Raw genomic sequence first — 21,766 nt, forward strand, 5'->3', positions numbered from 1 at the left:
GATTACGCTATTTAGACGATCAGACCAATAATTTTGTTACATAGAATAGCTCCGAACCGTTGAAAATTAGTCCTCAACTGTATAATTGAACATCCCATACAACATTTCATCTGTACTTTGAGGCCCGAACTTTAGATCTTTGGAAGGATCCGGGTTCAGCGGGTTCTGAAATGAATTATCGAAAATCGCTTCTACCAGGATTGTAGAACCTTTTTTGGCAACAAAAGGTGTCTCTAACTCGTAGATCCATTGCCAGTTAAAGTTGTAATCGGGTACGTGAACCAGCGTAGTTTTCTCTCCTTCGGGTGAGATCACCGAAAACTTTATATCCTTACCTCTGTAGTGCATGTGAGGCAGCAGGTTATAGATCTTAATATCCTTATCTATCTTTTCTTCTGCGACAAATTTCACATCCTTTGCGTAAGCCGGGATCTTAAAGGTGGTATTGTGTGTGTTATGCGACCGGAAGGGCACATCTGGAGCCTCATCCAGGAGGTAAAACCCTATCTGCGTTATATCTTCGGTTGCCGTTCCATAGGGGGTGTAGTGCAATTGTGCCGTTATTTTTGTTCCCTTCTGAATAAATATCCCTGTACCCTCAGGATATGCCATTGTTTGTTTCTTGCCCGTACTTACCGCGATGAAATTGTCAACTTTCGGACTGATCATTCTATCGGAAATTGGACTTTTCTGTAGTTCATGGGCGCTGGACAACAGCACGTGATGAACCACATTCGGGTTTCCGGGTTTTATCTCTATGGCTTTCAGCCATACGTCACGATCGAATTCCAGGTCGATCTCCTGGTATCTGTAAGGGATCAATCCTGTAGCCGGTACAGATTCCTTCTTCAGGCTAATCACCCTATCGGGCATACCCAATTCCCAATCGCCGGAGGTAGGCTTTATCATGCTAAGGGTGTCTTTGCCGGTACCACGAGGGCTTCCCTGATCGATCCATGAAACAATTTTGCGCACCAATGAATCTTCTATCCCAATGTCGTTCTTAAATGTAAAGTTATTGGAGTTCACAGTCCAGGGTGGCATCCGTTTAGTTAGTAATACTTGTTTCATCATGGAGGACCAGCCTCGTACGGTCTCATAGTCGCTCATGGACCAGGGACCGATCCCATTAGGGTTGTGACACATAACACAATGTTCGGCCAAAATTGGAGCGATATCTCGTGTGTAGGTAAGCGTATCACCCTTCTCCAGTGTTGAAAGTCGGGTGACGGTGCAACCTCTAGTCATCTTTTCTTTAGAAACCGGTTGTTTACCCTGCAGTATAGCATCTAAAGCGTCGCGTAGGTAGGTTTCGGTGGGTTCGTTCTTCTGAGCCCCGTAATCCAATCGGTTATTGAGAGGACCACGAAAGATGACCTCCCGTGAGGTTGGGTGAAGTACAATGGCTTCGGAAGTGATCTTAACATCAAGGGCATCGGCAACCAGCTGGATATTATCTAACAATACTGGTGCGGAAAAATCGAATTTATTCGCTTCAATACTTGTTTCATCAGAGTCGTCCTGGGTGTTACTATTCAGAAGAAAAAAAGTGAATCCCTTATCCTCATAATCGTTCACAATATCATTGAAATCACTCACCGCATTCCTCACGATTGGACAACCATTACCTTGCACCCAAAGTACTATAGCCTTACTATCATTATAACGCGACAATCGGTGAAGCTCACCCGATGAGTCGAACAAAGCATAGTCGTTAACCCTGTTATCTGCAATGGCTTCAGGCGGTTCATCACAGCCAGTAAAAAGTGAAATAAAGAAGCCGAGGACAAGAAGATCTCTTAGATAATTCATCGGTACGAAAGTACTCATTTTCATTCACACAAAATAAAAAAACCGCCCGCAGTCTCACAACCACGAGCGGCTACTAACCAACCAATTATAAATGAGTTTTTATGGAACTCTAACCAGTATTATGATTTAATTAGATCTTGCTGGTTACGGAATACTAGGGAATCGTCGAAACTATCAATTAGTATGATACTTTCCGTCTCCACTTTACCTGCCAGGATCTCCTTCGAAAGTTGATTAAGAACTTCCTTCTGTATAACCCGTTTTACAGGCCGAGCTCCGTATTGCGGATCGTATCCTTTTTCGGCCAGGTAAGAGATCGCTTCCTCTGTGGCGTCCAAAGTGATACCCTGTTTGGATAGCATTTTGGTCACTCCTTTTAGTTGTAACCTCACGATCTCTTTGATATCTGCTTTGTTTAATGGAGTGAACATGATGATATCGTCTATACGGTTGAGGAATTCCGGCCTTACCGATTGCTTCAATAAGCCTAAAACCTCGATCTTAGCAGTCTCCATGGCCGTATCCAGATCTTTCATATTTTCATACTGCTCCTGTATAATATGGCTTCCCATATTACTTGTCATGATAATGATGGTGTTCTTGAAATCGGCCACCCTTCCTTTATTATCGGTTAACCTACCTTCATCCAATACCTGTAACAGTATGTTGAACGTATCCGGGTGGGCTTTTTCGATCTCGTCCAGTAAAACCACCGAATATGGTTTTCTGCGAACTGCTTCGGTGAGCTGTCCGCCTTCGTCGTATCCCACATAACCCGGAGGTGCACCTACCAATCGGCTCACACTGTGCCTTTCCTGGTATTCACTCATGTCTATACGGGTCATGGCGTTGTCGTCATCGAAGAGGTAATCTGCCAGTGCCTTTGCAAGTTCGGTTTTCCCAACCCCGGTTGTTCCAAGGAAAAGGAAGGAACCAATGGGTTTCTTGGCATCCTGCAGGCCGGCCCTACTTCTTCTAATGGCATCACTCACGGCAACGATCGCTTCTTCCTGCCCCACAACACGTTTGTGCAATTCGGTTTCAAGCTGCAGCAACTTTTCTCGTTCACTCTGAAGCATCTTAGTAACCGGAATACCGGTCCATTTGGCAACCACCTCGGCTATGTCGTCGTTGGTAACTTCCTCTTTGATCATTGAACTTCCTTGTTGATACTCGGCAAGTTGTTCTTCGAGTTTACTCAATTGCTCCTGGGTTTCCTTTATCTTGCCATAGCGAAGTTCTGCCACCTTCCCAAAATCACCTTCCCTTTCAGCCTTTTCGGCCTCCAGCTTAAATTCTTCTATCTCTTTCTTGGCATTCTGAATATTATCTACAACCTCTTTCTCACTTTTCCATTTAGCGTTAAGGTCGTTTCGCTCTTCTTTCAAATTGGCAAGTTCAGATCGTAAAGACTTAAGTTTTACTTCATCCTTTTCACGCTTGATCGCTTCGATCTCGATCTCCAATTGCATGATCTTACGGTCCAGTACATCCAGTTCTTCCGGTTTCGAATTGATCTCCATACGCAAGCGAGCCGCTGCCTCGTCCATTAGGTCGATAGCCTTATCCGGTAAAAATCTATTGGTGATATAACGTTGTGATAGTTCAACGGCAGCGATAATTGCCTCGTCCTTGATTCGCACCTTGTGATGAGTCTCGTATTTCTCTTTTATCCCCCTTAGAATAGAGATCGCACTTTCGGTATCCGGTTCACTAACCATTACCTTCTGAAATCGCCTTTCCAGCGCTTTATCCTTTTCAAAATACTTCTGGTATTCATCCAGTGTTGTGGCACCTATCGCCCTTAGTTCCCCACGAGCCAAGGCCGGTTTTAGAATGTTGGCAGCATCCATGGCTCCCTGGCCACCACCTGCTCCTACAAGGGTATGGATCTCATCTATAAACAGAACGATATCTCCATCACTTCCGGTTACCTCCTTGATCACGGCCTTTAGGCGTTCTTCAAATTCACCTTTGTATTTTGCGCCGGCAATGAGTGCGCCCATATCCAGGGAATATATCTCTTTTGATTTAAGGTTTTCGGGAATATCGCCATCTACAATACGATGAGCCAGACCTTCCGCGATCGCAGTTTTACCCGTTCCGGGTTCCCCCACAAGCATTGGGTTGTTTTTAGTTCTTCGGGAGAGTATTTGCAGTATACGTCTTATCTCCTCATCTCTACCAATAACCGGGTCCAGTTTTCCGTCCCGTGCCAGTTGATTGAGGTTTCTTGCATATTTACTCAATGAATTGTAGGTATCCTCGGCACTGGCTGAAGTAACCCTGTCTCCTTTACGCAATTCTTCCACTGCAGCTTTTATACCTTTTTCGGTCACTCCCTGATCTTTCAATCCTTGAGCGATGCTACTATCCGATTTAAATATAGCGAGCAGCAAGTGTTCGATGCTTACAAACTCGTCGTTCATTTTCTTGGCGATAATGCTCGCTTCATTCACTGTTTTGGTGGCAACCCGCGATAACATGATCTCGCCTCCCGCAACTTTAGGGAAACTCTCTAATTGCTTTTCCAATACTTGTTGAAGCAAGGAGAGATTTACGTTGAGCTTTTTTAGAATAAAGGGAGTAACATTCTCGTCTACTTCAAAGATAGCCTTCAGCAAATGTTCATTTTCTATTTGCTGATGCTCCATACTTTGTGCAATTTGCTGTGCATGCTGCAAAGCTTCCTGCGATTTTATTGTAAAATTATTAAAGTTCATAGCGTTTATATTTTCTGAAAGCCTGGCTTTCGTTTTTTTCAATTTTCGATGAGCATAGGTCAAAACTTACGCCAACTTAAATTCAGGACAAAATGACCGATTTTGTAAGGTTTTAAAAGACATTCTGACCGATTCACAATATTTGAAATCTGTATATTCGCAAAAAAAAAGGTTAATGAGCTTATTTGGATTATTTGGATCGAAGGACCCTTCAGAAAAGAAAGAGAAAAAACAACTTCCCTGGGAAAATTTAACCAGTCTGGAACAACTCGACGAGATATCGAAGATCTCCGAAACACAACCGGTGGCCATATTTAAACATTCCACCCGTTGTGGAATAAGTAGGATGGTGCTCAATCAGTTTGAAGCTTCTTACGATATCGACCCCGCAGAGATGCGATTATTTTTTTTAGATCTGTTAAGCTATAGGCAAGTTTCGGATGAAGTTGCCATAAGATTCCAGATACTGCATCAAAGTCCGCAACTTATCGTGGTTAAAAATGGAGTGGCCGTACACCAGGCATCTCATCACAATATACAGACGGCAGAACTAAAGCAATTTACTGAGATATAAAAAAAGGGCGGTAATTACCGCCCCATCTACTTAAAGTGTATTATTTCTTAAGATCTCTTTCAACCGGCCTTTTATATCATCGCTGGCATCCAGTAGGAGCTGGGCATTATTTGGAAAGGGTACAAAACGGTTCTCGACCAGAAGAAGATCGTCGTCACTTAGTGCCCTCTCATCGCCTCTGAAGGTGGCAAATACATTTTCGAAAATAAACTCCGTACCCATCGGAAACCTATCAATGTCTCTTCCCTGGTTCAGGTCTCTGTAAACCACATTTCCTCCTACGGTAGCGGCCTTAAACTGCTCGGTAATAGTAAGTATAGCCGAGACGGTTGTATAAATATCCACCTTGATAGGATTACCTTCCTCATCTTTCATGATCTTTCCTTCGCGATTTCGTTTGTATTCCCAGCCGTCCTTGATTCTTTTGGTACGTCTTACTTCTTTTTCTGAAATGCGCTCAGGTGAAAATTCGATCTGACGAAAATTAAGTGCGATCCCGTAGTCATAATCGATATTTGGGTTTCGCTCATTGTGATATTGGGTCCAGAAATTATCGAGTCCGTATGTATTGAAATCGAGTAATTCACGCTCCAACTGTCGCGGCATGATCTGGCCACTCCGGTTATTTAGCGTAACAAATACGAAATCTGTTCCCAAATAAAGCGCATCATCAAGTTTCTGTGAGAGGCCCATATATCCAAGGCCAAGGTCTTCCAATTCACTTAGGAGCTCATATGCCGTTCGGGCCTGCATTTTATCGTTAGTTTGCAGAAAGCGATCGCTTTGGTTCCATAAGGCTTCACCCAGCACCTGTTTGGCCGCAATTGCCTCGTCTGAATAGTCTTTCATTTTAAACCTGGCGTTCCTTCCTTCAGAAGAAATATATAAAGGAAGCAATGGCCGGATGAGCTGCTGTCTTCGTTCTAAACCCTGATAGAGGTAATACAGCTGTCGTTTCGACTTTAAATTATTCTCTTTTTTCAGAAAATTGATCTGTCGTTGGTCCTCATCATTTGCCTTTTTATAGGCTTCCTCCAATAAAACGATATGTTCTTCATTCCTGGCTAGCGTTTTGTCCTTCTGAAGTTTCTTCACGGCCAGCTCTATGGCCTGGTCGTAATTACCACGAGCAAGAAATTTCTGATTTCGTTTCACACTATTACATCCGCCGAGCAATAGTACTGCCATTATAAGGGTAATAGTCGATCTCATAACAAAAGGGTATTGGTTAAGCAAAGTAAATTACAAGGGTTGTGCCAAAGTTATAACTTTCTGGCAGGCAGTACTTTACCGCTACAATCTCCAAACCCGATGCGGATCTTGTCGTTTTGGCTATAGCCTCGAAGTATTACAGTATCCCCGTCCTGGATGAATTTCCTGCTGCTTCCGTCGGCCAAGGGTACCGGATTCTGTCCCCGCCAGCTAAGTTCCAGCATGGATCCATAACTGTCTTTGGTAGGCCCGGAAATAGTTCCACTTCCCATCATGTCTCCACTGCGAACATTACAGCCATTTACGGTGTGATGAGCCAGCTGCTGGGCCATCGACCAGTACATATACTTAAAGTTGGAGTTGCATACAACGGTTTCTTGTTTCCCTTCGGGTTTTATAATGGCTTGAAGTTTTATATCGAAGTTCTTCTTCCCTTGCTGCTGCAAGTAAGGCAAAGGTTTTGGGTCTTGCGCTGGCCCCGCAACCCGGAAGGGTTCGAGGGCATCCAGAGTTACAATCCATGGTGAAATGGTAGACGCAAAATTCTTCCCAAGGAAAGGCCCAAGGGGTACATACTCCCAGGCCTGTATGTCGCGAGCGCTCCAATCGTTAAAGAGGACCAACCCGAAAATATAATCCTCGGCCTCATCGATAGGGATCCGTTTCCCAAGATCATTGGAAGCAGTTGTGATAAAGGCCATTTCCAACTCGAAATCGAGTAATTTAGTAGGTCCAAATCCGGGTACTCCGTCATCGCCGGGCTTGGTTTGTCCCACCGGCCTGCGTACCGATGTTCCTGAAGGAATGATAGATGAGCTTCTGCCGTGATATCCAATAGGGATATGAAGCCAATTTGGCATTAAGGCATTCTCCGGATCTCTGAATAGCGATCCCACGTTGGTTGCATGTTCCTTGCTGGCGTAAAAATCTGTATAATCACCTACATCTACCGGTAATTGCATTTCAATCTCATCCATAGTGAACAATACACGTGTCTTGTGCTCCTCATGGTCACGCAATACGGGATTGTCTTTCATGAAGATCTCCGAGATACGGTTCCGAACAAGACGCCAGGTCTTTCGGCCATCGGCAATAAAATCGTTCAAGCTATCCTGAAGGAATATATCATCGGTTAGCTCTATTCCCTGAAAATAACCCAACTGATGCAAGGCTCCCAGGTCGATCGCTGTATCACCAATACGGGTGCCTATGGTAATGATATCATCACGGGTTAGGAACACGCCAAAAGGTATATTCTGAATAGGAAAATCGCTGTTTTCAGGGACATCGAGCCAGCTGCGTCGATCGGGATTATTTGCGGATAAGGGCATGATTTGTGTTTTGGATTTTTATTACTTGATTTGTTGGTAAAATGTTAATCAAATATATAATTTCTGAAGTATTACCCCTAAGCATTTTGTATTTTTGCTGCTTTATTAACATTTCTGAAATATGATATCCAGAGACGAACAGATATTCGAACTAATAGAGGCTGAAAAACAGAGACAATTGAATGGCCTGGAGCTTATTGCTTCCGAAAATTTTGTGAGTGATCAGGTGATGGAAGCTGCGGGTTCTGTCCTAACCAATAAGTACGCCGAAGGTTACCCCGGTAAGCGATATTATGGGGGTTGCGAAGTGGTAGATGAGGTAGAAAGCATCGCGATCGAAAGAGCCAAAACGCTGTTCGGCGCCGAATATGCCAACGTTCAACCTCACAGTGGATCGCAGGCTAATACTGCTGTTTTTGCTGCTTGCCTGAAGCCGGGTGATAAATTCCTGGGATTCGATCTTTCGCACGGAGGCCATTTAACTCACGGTTCTCCTGTTAATTTCTCCGGTAAATTATATAATCCGGTCTTTTATGGCGTGGATGAAGCCACCGGAATGCTGAACTACGACAAAATTGAAGAGATTGCGATCGCCGAGAAGCCTAAGATGATCATCGCGGGTGCTTCGGCTTACTCAAGGGAGATAGATTACAAACGATTCAGAGAGATAGCCGATAAAGTAGGCGCCATCCTTATGGCCGATATTGCCCATCCGGCAGGATTGATCGCCAAGGGTATCATTTCAGACCCAATTCCGCACTGTCATGTGGTAACCACCACTACGCACAAAACATTACGCGGACCCCGTGGCGGATTAATACTTATGGGGAAGGATTTTGAGAATCCCTTCGGAATTACATTAAAGAGTGGTAAGCCTCGCATGATGTCGTCATTATTAGATAGTGGTATCTTTCCCGGTAACCAGGGCGGGCCATTGGAACATATTATTGCGGCCAAGGCTATAGCATTCGGAGAAGCGTTAACAGACGACTTCCTTCATTATATGGTACAGGTTAAAAAGAATGCTGCTGTTATGGCACAGGCCTTTGTAGATAAAGGTTATAAGATCATATCGGGAGGGACAGACAACCACATGATGCTCATCGACCTTCGGAACAAGAATATCACAGGGAAAGATGCCGAGGAAGCTCTAGGGAAAGCCGATATCACCGTGAACAAGAACATGGTTCCTTTCGACGATAAATCGCCCTTTGTTACCAGCGGGATCCGCATTGGTACTGCGGCTGTCACTACACGTGGTCTTAAGGAAGACGATATGCAGCAGATCGTAGACCTGATCGATGAGGCTATTATTAATTACGAGAACGAGGAAAAACTCGAATCCATCGCAGGAAGGGTGAATCAAATGATGGCTGGTAAGCCTTTGTTTCAGGCGTGATCTAGCACCAACCAATCTGTGTTCGACGTTTCCGGGGTGATCTCAACTTCGTATTCACCCAGGGCACCCATTGTTTCCGGCAATTTGCCCTGTGAAAGAGCATTGAACATAGGGGTGGGGTCGGCATCAAATTCAACTACACGTGTGGTTTCGTCCATCAGGGTGTCCAAAACAGCAAGCTCGTAACGCAGGAGACGGTCAAGCCAGGGTAATTTATATTCTTTTTTCTGAAGATATTTGGCGAAATTCTTCGCTTCCTTATAGCTTAGTTGCTCTGGTGGATAGCTTTCCCAGAAATGATTGAGAATGGCCGAGAATACCTCCGCACCCAAAACCAGCATCATGTAGCGCGTGGTTAGCTTAAAGATTCGCGCCACCATGGACGCCCTGAATTCTTTAATTAGTTTTTGATATACCTCGAATCGCTCTTCCTGAACAGTGCCTTCCGAAGCAGAACTTCGGCCTATCACTTCATTGCCTAGCAAACTTTCCCATTCTGCTGGTTGGTACTCCTGGTTTAGTTTTTGAACGTTGTAAACAGCTTTCGGGAGCTGTTCATTATTAATAGCCTTGTAGCGTATTTTTCTGCTTTCCCAGAGATCGCGAACCGTCTCCATTTCAGAAATAATAACGGGGTCACCCACGACCGGGATGTATGAATCGAAAATTTCATAGGTAATAGCTTTTAAATTTGGAAGATCCGGCAGGATCTCTCGTGTAAGTGATAATAATCGTTTATCGATGGGCCCGGAGTGAGAGTCCATCCAGAGTCCGTTTAACTCGGTTCCCCCGGCGATATGCATTTCCACAACCTGTTCCAGAGGTATCTCTTTAAGAAAATCGACGATGCTTTGCCGGCCGTTTAACTGGTTAGCGAAGAGGTTATGTATGTCTAGAAGGATACCGCAGTTAGTGGCTTTGGCGAGAGCCGAAACATAAGCACCGTCGTTCATCTCTTTAGTATTTGGTTTTAAATAATTCACTCCTGTTTCTACTGCGATAGGGCGCTCTATCTCTTTTTGCAGAATGGTCACATTGTTTATGGCCAGTTCCAATCCTCTTTCGGTTTGGAGCGGTGGCAAGAAGAATCCGGTATTGAATTGCGTTGTAGCGTTAAAGCTAAGATGCTCGGTCACCCAGGGGCTGTTAAATAAGTTAGCCGAATATTTTATCAGGTCAAGTTGGTCGCGTTTGGGTGTAAGGCTCCCACCAACCGGGGCACCTATACTATGAACCAGTTTATTGTATGGCAAAGCCTGGATTTGTTCGAAGACATTGACAGGGATCTGCAAACTGTCGTCGGCATTTCTAATGCACAGGGTTTGTGGTTCCACCTCCAGGGTGTCTATCAGGCCTTTTGGAAGATCAATATTGGCAATAGCTGGCGAATAGATAATGCCTACCCCTGTTTGGGGTAGACATTCTAACGCCTTCACGTTGTTGATAGATCCTTTCATATTTCAATTAGAAATTGAAGTCGAATTGATTCTGAAAGTAAATATCGTGCCCCGAACAACATGCAAGACAACCGATCTCCTCAAAGATATCTTTAATGGCTAAATCAATCTTTCCGATGTCATACGATGTGTTCTTGGAAACACCAACGCTCAGGGTACTCGTTGAAGCCAGTTTACTTGGCTGAGGTGTAGGATCGCCATACGCTATAGGCTGAATGGCTTGTTCTTTTGGGTCCAGAACGTAATCGCGGATGGTGGTGAAATAACAATCCACTCCCGAAAAACATTTAGGACATCCCAATTCGTCTAAAAGATCGTAGATACTTCTCTGAAAAGCATCTGCGTTGTAGGCTACTTTGGCAGGAATGGAAAGTCTTATTGCTCCGCTTCCTTTTCGCTCTCTTGATTTCATACTATTTGTTTTAAGATTAATGATGGTGTAAAATTAGACCTGTGAGGTACGCAGCACAAGCGTATTTTCCCTAAGAATCCCAGCGAGGATTGCTCCAAATTTGAAGGGGTAAAAACCTTTTTTATAGAGGAAAATTCCTAATTTGCAACAGGTCCATTACAGATCTTTCTACATGATCGTTACAGAAACCAGGCGTTTACAGATTCGACACTATACATTAGAAGATGCACCTTTTGTGCTCGAATTACTCAATTCACCCGAATGGGTCTCTAATATTGGTGACCGGGGGATTAAAACTCTTTCAGATGCCGAGGATTACATAGCCGAGAAATATTTACCTCAGTATTCAGAGCGTGGCTACGGAGCTTATATTTCGGAAATAAAAGAAAGTGGAGAGATCGTTGGCACCTGCGGACTTTACAAGCGTCCGGACCTCGATCATCCGGACATAGGGTTTGCATTACTTCCGAAGTACAGTAAAAAAGGCTACGCCTTTGAAGCCGCCCAGGCCGTGATGGAATATGCCAGATCATTCTTGAAAATCGACCCGATTTACGGCATTACCCTTCCAACGAACAGAAACTCCATACGGCTGTTGGAAAAACTCGGACTCCGCCAGGTAGACCGCATTAGGTTAGAAGATGATACGGAAGAACTATTGTTATTCTCCACTGCTCAAAACTAGGATCCCTGCAGAATACCCCATTTAGGGGATTTACCTTTCCCTTTAATTGGTTAATTTTAAGCGTATTAAAGTATTTTATAAATGCTGAAACATCACCACAGCATATATTGCCTTTTAATCTCGGTTATATTGTCCATACAGTTAAGTTACGGGCAACTATATGAGGTAACACGTTATGCCGATGACAATGGCCTGCCATCGCGTATTGTTCACGATGTTGACCAGGATAGCGAAGGTTATTTGTGGGTTGCCGGGAACAATGGGTTATACAAGTTCGATGGGCAAAATTTCCATGCCTATTATGCCGTGCTAAATGATACTACGGGTCTTCGGAATAACAAGATCAATACACTTATTGCCGACAGCAATGATCGAATTTGGATTGGTACTCCCAAAGGACTGCACCTAATGGAGCAGGGCGAGATACGCTACGTACCCCTGGAAACTAATAGTACCGATTCTCAAGAACATATTACCGCCATTTTTGAGGATTCCGATAAGAATATATGGGTAGGCACCTATGAAGGATTTTACAGAATTTCACATGAAAGTGGTATCATTGATAACTTTGCAGAACATCTTTTATGGAATGAAAAGAAGAGTACGGTTTGGGGATTCTCCCAGGATACAGCCGGGAATATCTGGATCGCCCGTGCAACCTATCCTCCTTTACTACTTCCAAAAGGAAAATCGACCTTCAAAGAACTCGATCTAACGATAGCAGATGAGGATCTGCCGGAGGATCTCACAATATTTCACTATCTCGAATACGAAACCGGGCACTTCCTGGTTGGGAGTCCTCATGGATTGCTAAAAGGCACCTACGACCTTGATAATAGTTTTATTATTAGTAAATATCGAACCCCGGATAACAAGCCCCTGCCAAGGTATCATATTAACAAAACGGTAATAGATGTTGATGGGGCAATATGGATAGCTACCTGGCGTAATTATTATAAAAAATTTCTCATAAGGGACGGATATCTTGAGGAGCAGGAAGTGATCGGGATGAAAGACTTTAACCAGATGTCGGGCTTTGCACGAAGCGTTTTCCAGGATAAGCAGCAAAATCTCTGGATGCCGAATTCGAACGGATTGTTCAAGTTTAGCAAAAGCACTGGAAATGCCACGATCTTTCCACCACCGCATAAACCTAATTGTATTGAAAATATTAGCGTTTATAGTATAATTGAAGATAAGTTAGACCGACTATGGATCAACACACCCACTCATCTTTACAGGATCGACAAGGAAGACATTTTAAACAACAGATGCCCCAAGGAGTATCTAAGTTTTGAGAATCCACATTTTCAACTTTCAAGAGATATGTTTATCGATAGTCGTGACCGATTATGGATAAGTGGCCAGGGAGGGATAAGTGTTACCCAGCTTGATGACGAGCATGAACCGGGTGACTTTGTACATTATACGCCTAAAGATGGATTACCACACCTATGGTCCTTCGAAATTCTGGAAGAAAACCCTGATACATTCTGGGTCACGAATTATCACGGACTTTTAAAACTTACCCTAAAGGACGCTGATATTAGAAAACCGCAGTTCATTAACTACCAGGCTAATGCAGAAAGCCCCACCACATTGATAAATTCGTATACGTTACAGCTTGAAAAAGATAAGGGAGGATCGCTTTGGATAGGTACCTTTTCGGGCTTGAGTAAACTAATTTCGGAAAGGGCAGAGGGAAGCTTTTCAAATCACACTACATCTTTCGGTAGATCCGATCAGCTAAGTAACAATTCGATCAAAAAGATTTTCAGGGATAGCAGGGACAGACTATGGATAGGAACTCAAACCGGCCTGAACTTGTATATCGAAGAATCGAATTCGTTTATTCAATTTGGCCGCCCAGAAGGATTGCCTTCAGAATATATACTTGGAATAGCCGAGGATAGCGAAAACCAACTATGGATCACCACCACGAACGGGGTATTTAAAGGTATCTACAATGACTCTATGAAGGCTTTCGTTCATATTGAATATTTTACGGGAAAAGATGGGCTTGCAGATAATATATCCAATCGTAATGCTATTTACATAGATGAAGACGATCATGTATTTATTGGCAGTAGCAAGGGAATTAGTGTATTGAATAATGCACAATCTCAGATGGATCTTCGGAAGTATAATTTGGGTATAACAACCTTGGAAAGTATTCGTAAAAAAGAATCGGGCTTTGTGTCTGTGCTGAAGAAAATGAAGAACAACAAGATAGAGCTTTCAGCAAGGGAAAATTCGATCAGACTTCATTATGCTGTTCTGGATTTTACTAATCCCGAATTTAATCAATACAGGCATAAATTTTTACCTCTGAACGAAGACTGGATAGAAACGGGCAATTCCTCTCAACTTACCTATTACAATCTCTCTCCGGGGTCTTACGAACTTATTCTCGACGGGCACAATAACCAGGGTATGTGGGCTGGTGACCCTCTAAAGATCTCGATCGTGATCGCCCCTCCTTTCTGGAAGTCCAATCTAGCATTTGCCCTTTATGTACTGCTTGCATTGGGGATAATTAGAATGCTTTATGTTATGCGAATTAGAAAGAAGATGCATGAATTAGAACAGGAAACCCGTCTTGAAAAAGCACTGATTCTGGAACGCGAACAGTTGCGGAATGAGAATGCAGCCGATTTCCACGATGAGCTTGGCTCGAAGGTCACAAAGATCTCCATGTTCCTTACGTTGGCAGAGCGTTCTTTAAAAGAGGAGAAAGACCCAACAAACTGGCTTGGTAAAATGAGGGAGAATATTAAGGATCTTTCAGGGAGTTTCAGGGATTTATTATGGGTGATCGATCCAAAGAAAGATAGTTTAGGCGATGCATTTCTGCGATTGAAAGATTTTGGGGATGATCTTTTTGGTACTTCCGAAACCAGATTTAGTACTGTTGGTTTTTCGGAAACACTAAGTGCGATCAAGCTAGATCCACAAACTAAGAAACAGGTGGTGTTGATCTTTAAAGAAGCTATGCATAACTGTGCAAAACATGCCAATGCTACGCTGGTGGAACTAAATATTTCTCATAAAGATGACCATTCATCACTGTTTTTACAGGATAACGGTAAGGGGTTTAATGCGCATGAACAGGGAAAAGGCCGGGGCCTTAACAATATGCATCAAAGGGCCGAAAAAATAGGAGGGAAGCTTAAGATAGTTTCAGATAAAAGTGGTACGACGATTAAATTGGAAAACATACCCCATCTGAGGGATGTAAATACAGTTTAATTAGTTGTAAATTAGACTATTGAACCTAATATGTTGACAGATACCATACATATAGCAATTGTTGAGGATGATAATGAGATAAGACAGACCCTACAACTAATTCTGGATGGTTCGGCTGGTTTCGCCTGTAAATATGCTTTTGCAGATGCCGAGTCGGCCATAGCATCTATTCCAGATTTGCCTGTTGACGTGGTACTGATGGATATCGATCTGCCAGGAAAAAGCGGTATTGAGGCGACGCGTGAATTACGAAAGCGGATTGGTGAGATAGACTTTATAATGTTAACGGTCCAGAGTGATGACGACTCTATATTCGAATCCTTGTGCGCCGGGGCATCGGGTTATTTACTGAAAGATACCAACCCCGCAGACCTGCTTGTACATATAAAAGAGGTGCATGAAGGAGGATCCCCAATGAGTAGCCAGATCGCCAGGCGAATCATCAATTCCTTCCGTATTATCGATAATCCGCTCTCCGATCGTGAAACAGAAGTCCTTAAACTTCTTAGCCAGGGACTCAATTATAAGGATGTTGCAGAGACTATGTTTTTAAGTCCGCATACGGTGAAAACCCACATCAAGAATATCTACTCCAAACTGCATGTGAACAATCGAGCAGAGGCGATTTACAAAGCGATCAAGCAAAAACTCATTTAGCAGGAATTAGATTTTCTGAAAATACCCCATAAGAGCGATTGATTTAAGTTGTTCATAATGAGAGATTTGTGATCTAATAATCAATATATCTCACTCATGAAAACAACTAAACTTATTAAAAACATCGCAATGTTCTGTTTGCTACTTACATTTAGTAGTGGTTTTGGACAGGATGTAGGAGGTATTATCTCCAAGAAAGCGAAAAACAGAGCCAATAAGCAGATCAACAAAACTGTGGACGATGGCCTCGATGCCATAGAAGGTAAGGACAAGAAAAAGACCAGTCCGAAAGAAGATAAGAATACCAATACGAACTCCGATGTAGTGGAAGTTTCCACAAATTCAATGGGTTCAACGGTACCGCTTGATAATTTCATCGACCCGGGAACGGCAATCTTCGTGGACGACTTTAATACAGAACGCCCTACAGAATTCCCATCGAAATGGGTGCAGGTAAAGGGGGCGCTTCAGAATAACCAAGTAATAACCAATGGAAAAAAGGACGGAGTGGTTGAGACGATCTCCGGATACAGTACCATTAAACCTAATATCAGTAATGAAAACTACCTGGGTTCAGAGTTTAAGGTTGAAATGAAAGCTTACTTTCATAATAAAGGTAACGAGCAATATGTAATCAAGCTTAAGAATTCGGAAGATCCCTATGCCAACCACGATGTTAGAATAGGGAATGGTGTGATGTGGAATGGTGCCGACAATATCTCCAGATTACCGTCCGGGATATGGAAAGAAGGATGGCATACAATTCAATTATCCTTCAATAAAGGCTATATGAAGGGTTACCTCGACGGGTATATGCTGGTAAACGATCCGGACATTACGACTAACGAGGATCATGTTCGAAAAATGTTCACTAACCTGGAGTTGTATATAATATCGCCTTCGGTAAACAAGAACCCTTCAAAACCCGAAATGGTTACTTATTTCGCCATAGGAGGTAAGGGACACGATTTATATACCAGATTGAAGACAGACGGCAGACTAGTAATGAATAACATAAATTTTGAAGTAAACTCTTATAACCTTACTTCTGATTCGTTTACAGTACTTGATCAGATCGCGGCTATGATGGCTCAAAATGTTGAGGTTCGATTGAATATACATGGACACACAGATTCTGATGGATCCGATACGTCCAATCAGACCTTATCCGAGAATCGCGCATTGTCTGTAATGAAATATCTCACCGGGAAGGGAGTTGATCCAGGACGATTGTCCAGTGCTGGTTATGGGGAATCCAATCCGATTGCAGAAGGAAATTCACCGGAGGCAAAAGCTAAGAACAGACGAGTAGAATTTGTACTTATGGAACAAAAATGATAGCGATATGAAACTAAGATATGTAATAGCATTATCAATATTTCTTGTAGGAGGAATGGGGGCTACCATGGCTCAGACCTATACACCTCCAAGCAGGGAACAGGTAGAGAACTATCTTGATGAGATAGATTCGTGTAAAGCCTTCCTAAAGGATCTTGAAGCGGATATTACAGAAATGGAGAACAATCCGGAATTGGTGACTCTTGCTCAGTACAAAGAGGCAATAGCTTTACGATCGAGGGCACAAAGTTGTTTGAGGTCAACCCGAGCGAAACTGGATGAAATGAGAAAAAAATATCCGGGGTGGTTCAATAGTCCTGGTGCGACAGTAAACCTGAGTAAAGGAGGACATGTTACCCCTAAGGAACTCAGGGCAGGTTTAGATGCGATTGAAGCAAAGATCGATAAATTACTTAGCAGATTAACTGCCATTGATGAACCGGCCAATTGATGAGTTGTGTCGAAAAAGAAGTCCTGCAAATTAGCAGGACTTTTTTTTATGGTGTTCCTCCCGGATCGGGGAAGACAATACTTTCGTAAGCGCCCGCATCGGGGTTAGCGCCACGAGGTGTTCCATTTAGATCGGTGGCGGGCCCTACGCCCGGCAAGCCGATTCCATCTGCTCCCGAAGCTCCGGTTTCAATATTGAAATCGTTCATTTCTGTATTAAGGAAAACAGGGTCCTGGTTCCTCACGATATTTGAGTAAAGGGCGACATTCTGAAACTGATATTCGGGAACATCGGTGAATTCGCCATTAGGGTCTTCAAATCTAATCAAGCTGTTATTGAATTTGAAATTGAATTGTGCCGAAGGATTATTAACAAAACCAAGTTCTCTCTGTTCGGTTCCGTAAACGATACAATTATTGAATTCGGCACGAACGAGATCTGCAACAACCACTTCGGTTTCACTAACCTGCAAAACATTATCTATTAGAACTGCAGGGAAGGTTCGGAAACTGTTTGACCAGTAATTCGCAAAAGTAGAATGATTAAAGACGTAATCGCCACCCAGGGAACAAGCAAGGGAAGCCTGGCCGCTGTTATTGATCACCACATTATTACCAACTATAGTAGCCGTTCTGCCTAACAGTCCCACATTGGCACTGTTATAGATCTGTACATTATCCAGCGTTAAAGGAGAGTTGTCGTTGAGGATACCAACAACCGAATTCTTAATGGTAGTATTGGTAAAGGAATTATTTACACTGCCCTGTGTTAGCCATATAGTGCTCCATTGTCCGGGGACATCGGCAAACCCCGGTTCGAGACGATCTCCTTCAAAGATCACTTCGTTCTCCATTAATTCGGGATCGTTGCTGGGAGCCCCATTGGATTGAATAGAACCCATATTAGCCACTATGATCCCACTATCGGCATGAAAGTGAATCCGTGCCCCGGGATCGATCGTTAGGGTCTTATCCGGCGGCACAGCTGCATAGCCGTAGATCACATAGGGTTTTTCGTTGGTGAAATTAAGTTCGGTGTCATCAAGAAAAAAGCCTTCAACCAGGATATCCTCTCCATTGGCATCCATCCCCAGATTTAATGTTTCTATGGTTCCGTCTGCGAACTGTTCGGGGAATAAGAATACCGCATCCTGTACGAGGGTGACCAGGTCTACATCCTGCTGCATTCCTCCGGTATCGAATAAGATCTTATCGGTATACAGGAAGGCATTATCAGGGTTGGGAAAGTTATTGATATCTATGGTGGTTTCAATAAAAATGAAGATACTGTCCTTAGCCAGTATGGTAATATCCTCGAAGGTTTTTCCGGGGATACCGTCTACATTAAGTCGGTAATTGGAGGCTTCGCCATCACCCAGGGCGATGGTTGGGATATTAATATCATCGTTACTGCGATTATATACTTTTAGATTGTAGGTGCTCGAACCGATATTGGTAAATACTGTATCGAGATAAACAGTGTCTCTGGAAAATTCAAGATTTCCGGTACTTGCAACAGTTTCAAAATCATTTCGGCAGGAACTCCACAAGATCACACAGGCGAACGCTGCGATTCCGTATAAATACTTCATGTAAGCTAATTTTCAGTAAAAATATAACTTTTTATGATGCAACTTATTGTTAGGTGAAGAACTTTTAGCAAAGCAGTTACAGCAGGTACCTCCTGTTATACCCCAAACCTACCCAGATTATGCAGGGATACCTACTATATGCTGCCATGTTATTTCCTTTTTCGCTTTGAACGCTTAAGTTTACGCGCGGCTTTTTTACGCGCCTGTTGCAGACGTTTATATTCTATTTCGTTGGCGTGTGCCTCACGGATGCCCTGTCTCCAGGTTTTCCTTTCCTGCTCTGTTTCGATCGTGTATTGCGTGGTGGTGATTGTTTGAGGTTCTATCACATATTTATTGCCTACCGGATCTCCATCGTTGCGAGTTACAAATCCAACAATACCTGTAACGACTAATCCTTCCAGCATTACCTCATCCATGACCATAGTGACGTTTTCAGGTACATCTTTCACATTATATTCCTTAGTTTTAAATCCAACATAGCTAAATTCGAGTACCTGGCCTTTATTTGCATTTATCTCGAAATTCCCGTCGAAATCTGCGTGGGTACCTGTTGCAGTACCTTTCACTAAGACATTAGCTCCCGGCAGAGGCAGGCCTTGTTCGTCGATCACTACTCCACGTATTAATGTTTTAGTAGCCTCATCGTCCTCTTCGGCACCTTTGTCGGCAATTCCTTCCTGGCTAATTTTCCCGGATACTACCTCCTTGGTTATTTCTTCAATCTCTATGATCTCTATATCCCCCAGGTCGCAAGTGGAAATTGGTATTATGTTCTCATCTTTTATATTCTCCGCGATGATCTCCCCTTCTAAAACCTCATCGATCTCGTATGCAACATCCCCCAGGGTTTCCTCAACAACGATGTCTACGGCTGGCGCGGGTGGAGGAGGGGGAAGTTCACTAATAGGTGCCGCTAGTCCTCCCAGGACTATAATATCCATGTCGTCTACGGAAGGATGTAACTTTATATTAATGGTTGTAGAGGTATGGGTGAGTTTTACTTCCTGTGCTACAAATCCGTCTTTCTTGAAGATCAGCGTTTCGCGATCCAGGGATTTAATTTGGTAATCTCCGCGTATCCCACTTACCACACTTCTGCCACTTTCTTTTACACTAATTTCCACATTAAAAAGTGGTTTCCCATGGGCGTCTGTGATCTTTCCGGATGTTATCACCTGAATACGGTTGTTGTTCGCATTGCTATAGCGTCCAATACCAAGGGATACAAAATTCTTTTCAGATCCATCAGTTTCGGTAGGATTGGATCCCATCAAGCTAAGCGGCACCAACAGGGAAGCTGCATAGGGCAAAAGGCTGTTATAGCTTTTTCGTTCCATCTTAACCTCCCTGTTTAGCTGAGAACTTTTAAATCGGCCGCAGATATTTGTTTTGCCTGCCAATTCTTTTACCAATTCTTCGTCCCTTTTATTACTGAAATCGATAACTTCTTTTTCGCAGCTAGTGCAAAACCGGCCTTTTTGTGTGGGGGTCATGTTCTGCCATCCTTCGTGGCATGGCTCCGGAATGTTGATGGTGATGGATTTTTTCATGCTTGACATATTGACACATCAAAGCAATCAAAAACTTAACCAAAATAAAATAGAGTTTGAGGGAAACAGCTATATGAGTGAGGGAAGGGGTGGAAGTGAGGGGTTAATAGTTGGATGTGAGAAATAACAATAGACAATTCCCAAAACTCAAATAAATTTCAAATTCCAATGTAACAAATTTCAAAATTGGTCATTGAATATTATTTATTCTTTGATTTTTTGAGATTTATGGTTTGTGATCCTAAAAACATCTAATTATTCTACAATCTCGATCTTGAACAATTTATCCCAATTCTTCCCTGTGACGTATAGAATATTTGGTTCGCCCTTGTATGCTATCCCGTTGAGTACATCAAGTTCTTCGTGTTGTGTTACCTTATCCTTGAGACCTTTCAGGTTGATCACTCCTTCCACAGCACCGTTGTCGGGGCTAACGATAGCGATCGCATCTTTCTGATAGATATTCGCATAGATCTTTCCATCTACCCACTCCAGCTCGTTAACTTTCGGGATCTTGGCAGAGTTGGTGTAGATCTCTATATATCCCTCCTCGGCCAGCGTATTGGGATTAAGCGTCCAGATACGTTCGGTACCATCGCTTTTATAGATTTTCGTGCCGTCATTGCAGAGTCCCCAGCCTTCCTTACTCTCACCATATACAAAGGATCCTGTGTTTTCCATGGTCTCCAGTTTATATATAAAGCCAGTGTTTTCCTGCCAGGTTAACTGATAGATCTTATTATTGAGAATAGTGAGACCCTCACCAAAGAAGCCATCTCCCAGGGGAACATTTTTTAATACTTCACCAGTAGTGAAAATTGTCTTTCTTAAACTCGATCGTTTGTATTTACCAGTACTTTCGTAAAGGGTGTCATTTTCAAATTCCAACCCTTGCGTATAAGCGTTGATATCGTGCGGATACGTTTCTAATACCTTATAAGTATAAAGCTTTGGTGTTTCATTTGCCAGCAATACAACTGTGTCTGCAAGGTCGTAAGAAACGCCTTCCGAATAGATCTTAGCTCCTATCACTCTTTTTCCAAGATTTAGAGAGGATACATCTATGGTTATTTCTTTGTTTTCTTCGGAAGCGGCCATCCGTTTCCCGTCGATAGAATACACCACAGAATCTATCACCTTTCCTTTACGCGATTTTACCGAAATATCAAGGGGTTCTGAAACTTTGTGTCCTTTCTTCGCACTATCGTGTTCCAGAGAAAAAAGATCCTTAGCAGATGGCTCCTTATCCCCACAGGCAGCTGGAAGGATCACTAAAAGTATAATAACGAATAACTTAAGTACAGGCATGATATTTTTCAAAT

Annotated in this window: 16 protein-coding genes; 7 read left to right on the forward strand and 9 right to left on the reverse strand. The window is 43.0% G+C overall.

Annotation, left to right across the window (positions count from 1 at the left end; genetic code table 11):
• Positions 1 to 66: 66 nt before the first annotated feature.
• Together C5O00_RS10570 and clpB are read right to left on the reverse strand one after the other, a co-directional pair.
• A complete protein-coding gene (locus tag C5O00_RS10570; protein ID WP_158676827.1) occupies positions 67 to 1,812 on the reverse strand; it encodes a redoxin domain-containing protein in 1,746 nt (581 codons plus the stop codon).
• Positions 1,813 to 1,931: 119 nt separating this feature from the next.
• On the reverse strand, positions 1,932 to 4,535 hold the full coding sequence (clpB, locus tag C5O00_RS10575; protein ID WP_105217648.1) for an ATP-dependent chaperone ClpB: 2,604 nt from the start codon (positions 4,533 to 4,535) through the stop codon (positions 1,932 to 1,934).
• Between the two features lie 175 nt (positions 4,536 to 4,710).
• Between clpB and ytxJ the strand changes: the two genes are divergently transcribed.
• Positions 4,711 to 5,109 (forward strand): bacillithiol system redox-active protein YtxJ, encoded by a 399-nt coding sequence (ytxJ, locus tag C5O00_RS10580; protein ID WP_105216823.1) that lies wholly within the window; start codon positions 4,711 to 4,713, stop codon positions 5,107 to 5,109.
• A gap of 30 nt (positions 5,110 to 5,139) precedes the next feature.
• Here the strand turns inward: ytxJ and C5O00_RS10585 are convergent, their stop codons facing one another.
• A complete protein-coding gene (locus C5O00_RS10585; RefSeq protein WP_158676828.1) occupies positions 5,140 to 6,321 on the reverse strand; it encodes a hypothetical protein in 1,182 nt (393 codons plus the stop codon).
• Positions 6,322 to 6,371: 50 nt separating this feature from the next.
• The gene (gene fahA, locus C5O00_RS10590; protein ID WP_105216825.1) at positions 6,372 to 7,652 is read right to left on the reverse strand and encodes a fumarylacetoacetase; all 1,281 of its coding nucleotides are present in this window, start codon (positions 7,650 to 7,652) and stop codon (positions 6,372 to 6,374) included.
• Between the two features lie 124 nt (positions 7,653 to 7,776).
• On the opposite strand from fahA, the gene glyA reads away from it, so the two are divergent.
• Positions 7,777 to 9,051 (forward strand): serine hydroxymethyltransferase, encoded by a 1,275-nt coding sequence (gene glyA, locus C5O00_RS10595; protein ID WP_105217649.1) that lies wholly within the window; start codon positions 7,777 to 7,779, stop codon positions 9,049 to 9,051.
• On the opposite strand, the gene C5O00_RS10600 is transcribed toward glyA, so the two are convergent.
• Positions 9,042 to 10,508 carry an MbnB/TglH/ChrH family RiPP precursor modification enzyme gene (locus C5O00_RS10600; RefSeq protein WP_105216826.1) on the reverse strand — a complete coding sequence of 489 codons (1,467 nt, stop codon included), beginning with the start codon at positions 10,506 to 10,508 and terminating at the stop codon, positions 9,042 to 9,044. The two genes, glyA and C5O00_RS10600, sit on opposite strands and share 10 nt — an antisense overlap.
• A gap of 7 nt (positions 10,509 to 10,515) precedes the next feature.
• Positions 10,516 to 10,920: a hypothetical protein gene (locus C5O00_RS10605; protein ID WP_105216827.1), complete on the reverse strand. Its 405-nt coding sequence runs from the start codon at positions 10,918 to 10,920 to the stop codon at positions 10,516 to 10,518.
• Between the two features lie 142 nt (positions 10,921 to 11,062).
• Between C5O00_RS10605 and C5O00_RS10610 the strand changes: the two genes are divergently transcribed.
• The 5 genes from C5O00_RS10610 to C5O00_RS10630 all read left to right on the forward strand — a co-directional run bounded on the left by C5O00_RS10610 (position 11,063) and on the right by C5O00_RS10630 (position 17,300).
• A complete protein-coding gene (locus tag C5O00_RS10610) occupies positions 11,063 to 11,605 on the forward strand; it encodes a GNAT family N-acetyltransferase (RefSeq protein ID WP_244592975.1) in 543 nt (180 codons plus the stop codon).
• Between the two features lie 81 nt (positions 11,606 to 11,686).
• A complete protein-coding gene (locus tag C5O00_RS10615) occupies positions 11,687 to 14,854 on the forward strand; it encodes a sensor histidine kinase (RefSeq protein ID WP_105216829.1) in 3,168 nt (1,055 codons plus the stop codon).
• Between the two features lie 30 nt (positions 14,855 to 14,884).
• The gene (locus tag C5O00_RS10620; protein WP_105216830.1) at positions 14,885 to 15,511 is read left to right on the forward strand and encodes a response regulator transcription factor; all 627 of its coding nucleotides are present in this window, start codon (positions 14,885 to 14,887) and stop codon (positions 15,509 to 15,511) included.
• A 96-nt stretch (positions 15,512 to 15,607) separates the two neighbouring features.
• Positions 15,608 to 16,849 carry an OmpA family protein gene (locus C5O00_RS10625; protein WP_105216831.1) on the forward strand — a complete coding sequence of 414 codons (1,242 nt, stop codon included), beginning with the start codon at positions 15,608 to 15,610 and terminating at the stop codon, positions 16,847 to 16,849.
• A 7-nt stretch (positions 16,850 to 16,856) separates the two neighbouring features.
• On the forward strand, positions 16,857 to 17,300 hold the full coding sequence (locus tag C5O00_RS10630; RefSeq protein WP_105216832.1) for a hypothetical protein: 444 nt from the start codon (positions 16,857 to 16,859) through the stop codon (positions 17,298 to 17,300).
• Between the two features lie 46 nt (positions 17,301 to 17,346).
• Here the strand turns inward: C5O00_RS10630 and C5O00_RS10635 are convergent, their stop codons facing one another.
• From C5O00_RS10635 to C5O00_RS10645, 3 genes are all read right to left on the reverse strand, one after another.
• Complete coding sequence (locus tag C5O00_RS10635; RefSeq protein ID WP_105216833.1) at positions 17,347 to 18,891, reverse strand: hypothetical protein; 1,545 nt, start codon at positions 18,889 to 18,891, stop codon at positions 17,347 to 17,349.
• A 149-nt stretch (positions 18,892 to 19,040) separates the two neighbouring features.
• On the reverse strand, positions 19,041 to 20,444 hold the full coding sequence (locus C5O00_RS14490) for a carboxypeptidase-like regulatory domain-containing protein (RefSeq protein ID WP_158676830.1): 1,404 nt from the start codon (positions 20,442 to 20,444) through the stop codon (positions 19,041 to 19,043).
• Between the two features lie 255 nt (positions 20,445 to 20,699).
• Complete coding sequence (locus tag C5O00_RS10645; protein ID WP_105216834.1) at positions 20,700 to 21,752, reverse strand: glutaminyl-peptide cyclotransferase; 1,053 nt, start codon at positions 21,750 to 21,752, stop codon at positions 20,700 to 20,702.
• Between the last annotated feature and the right edge of the window lie 14 nt (positions 21,753 to 21,766).

This window comes from Pukyongia salina (assembly GCF_002966125.1).
GTDB lineage: Bacteria > Bacteroidota > Bacteroidia > Flavobacteriales > Flavobacteriaceae > Pukyongia > Pukyongia salina.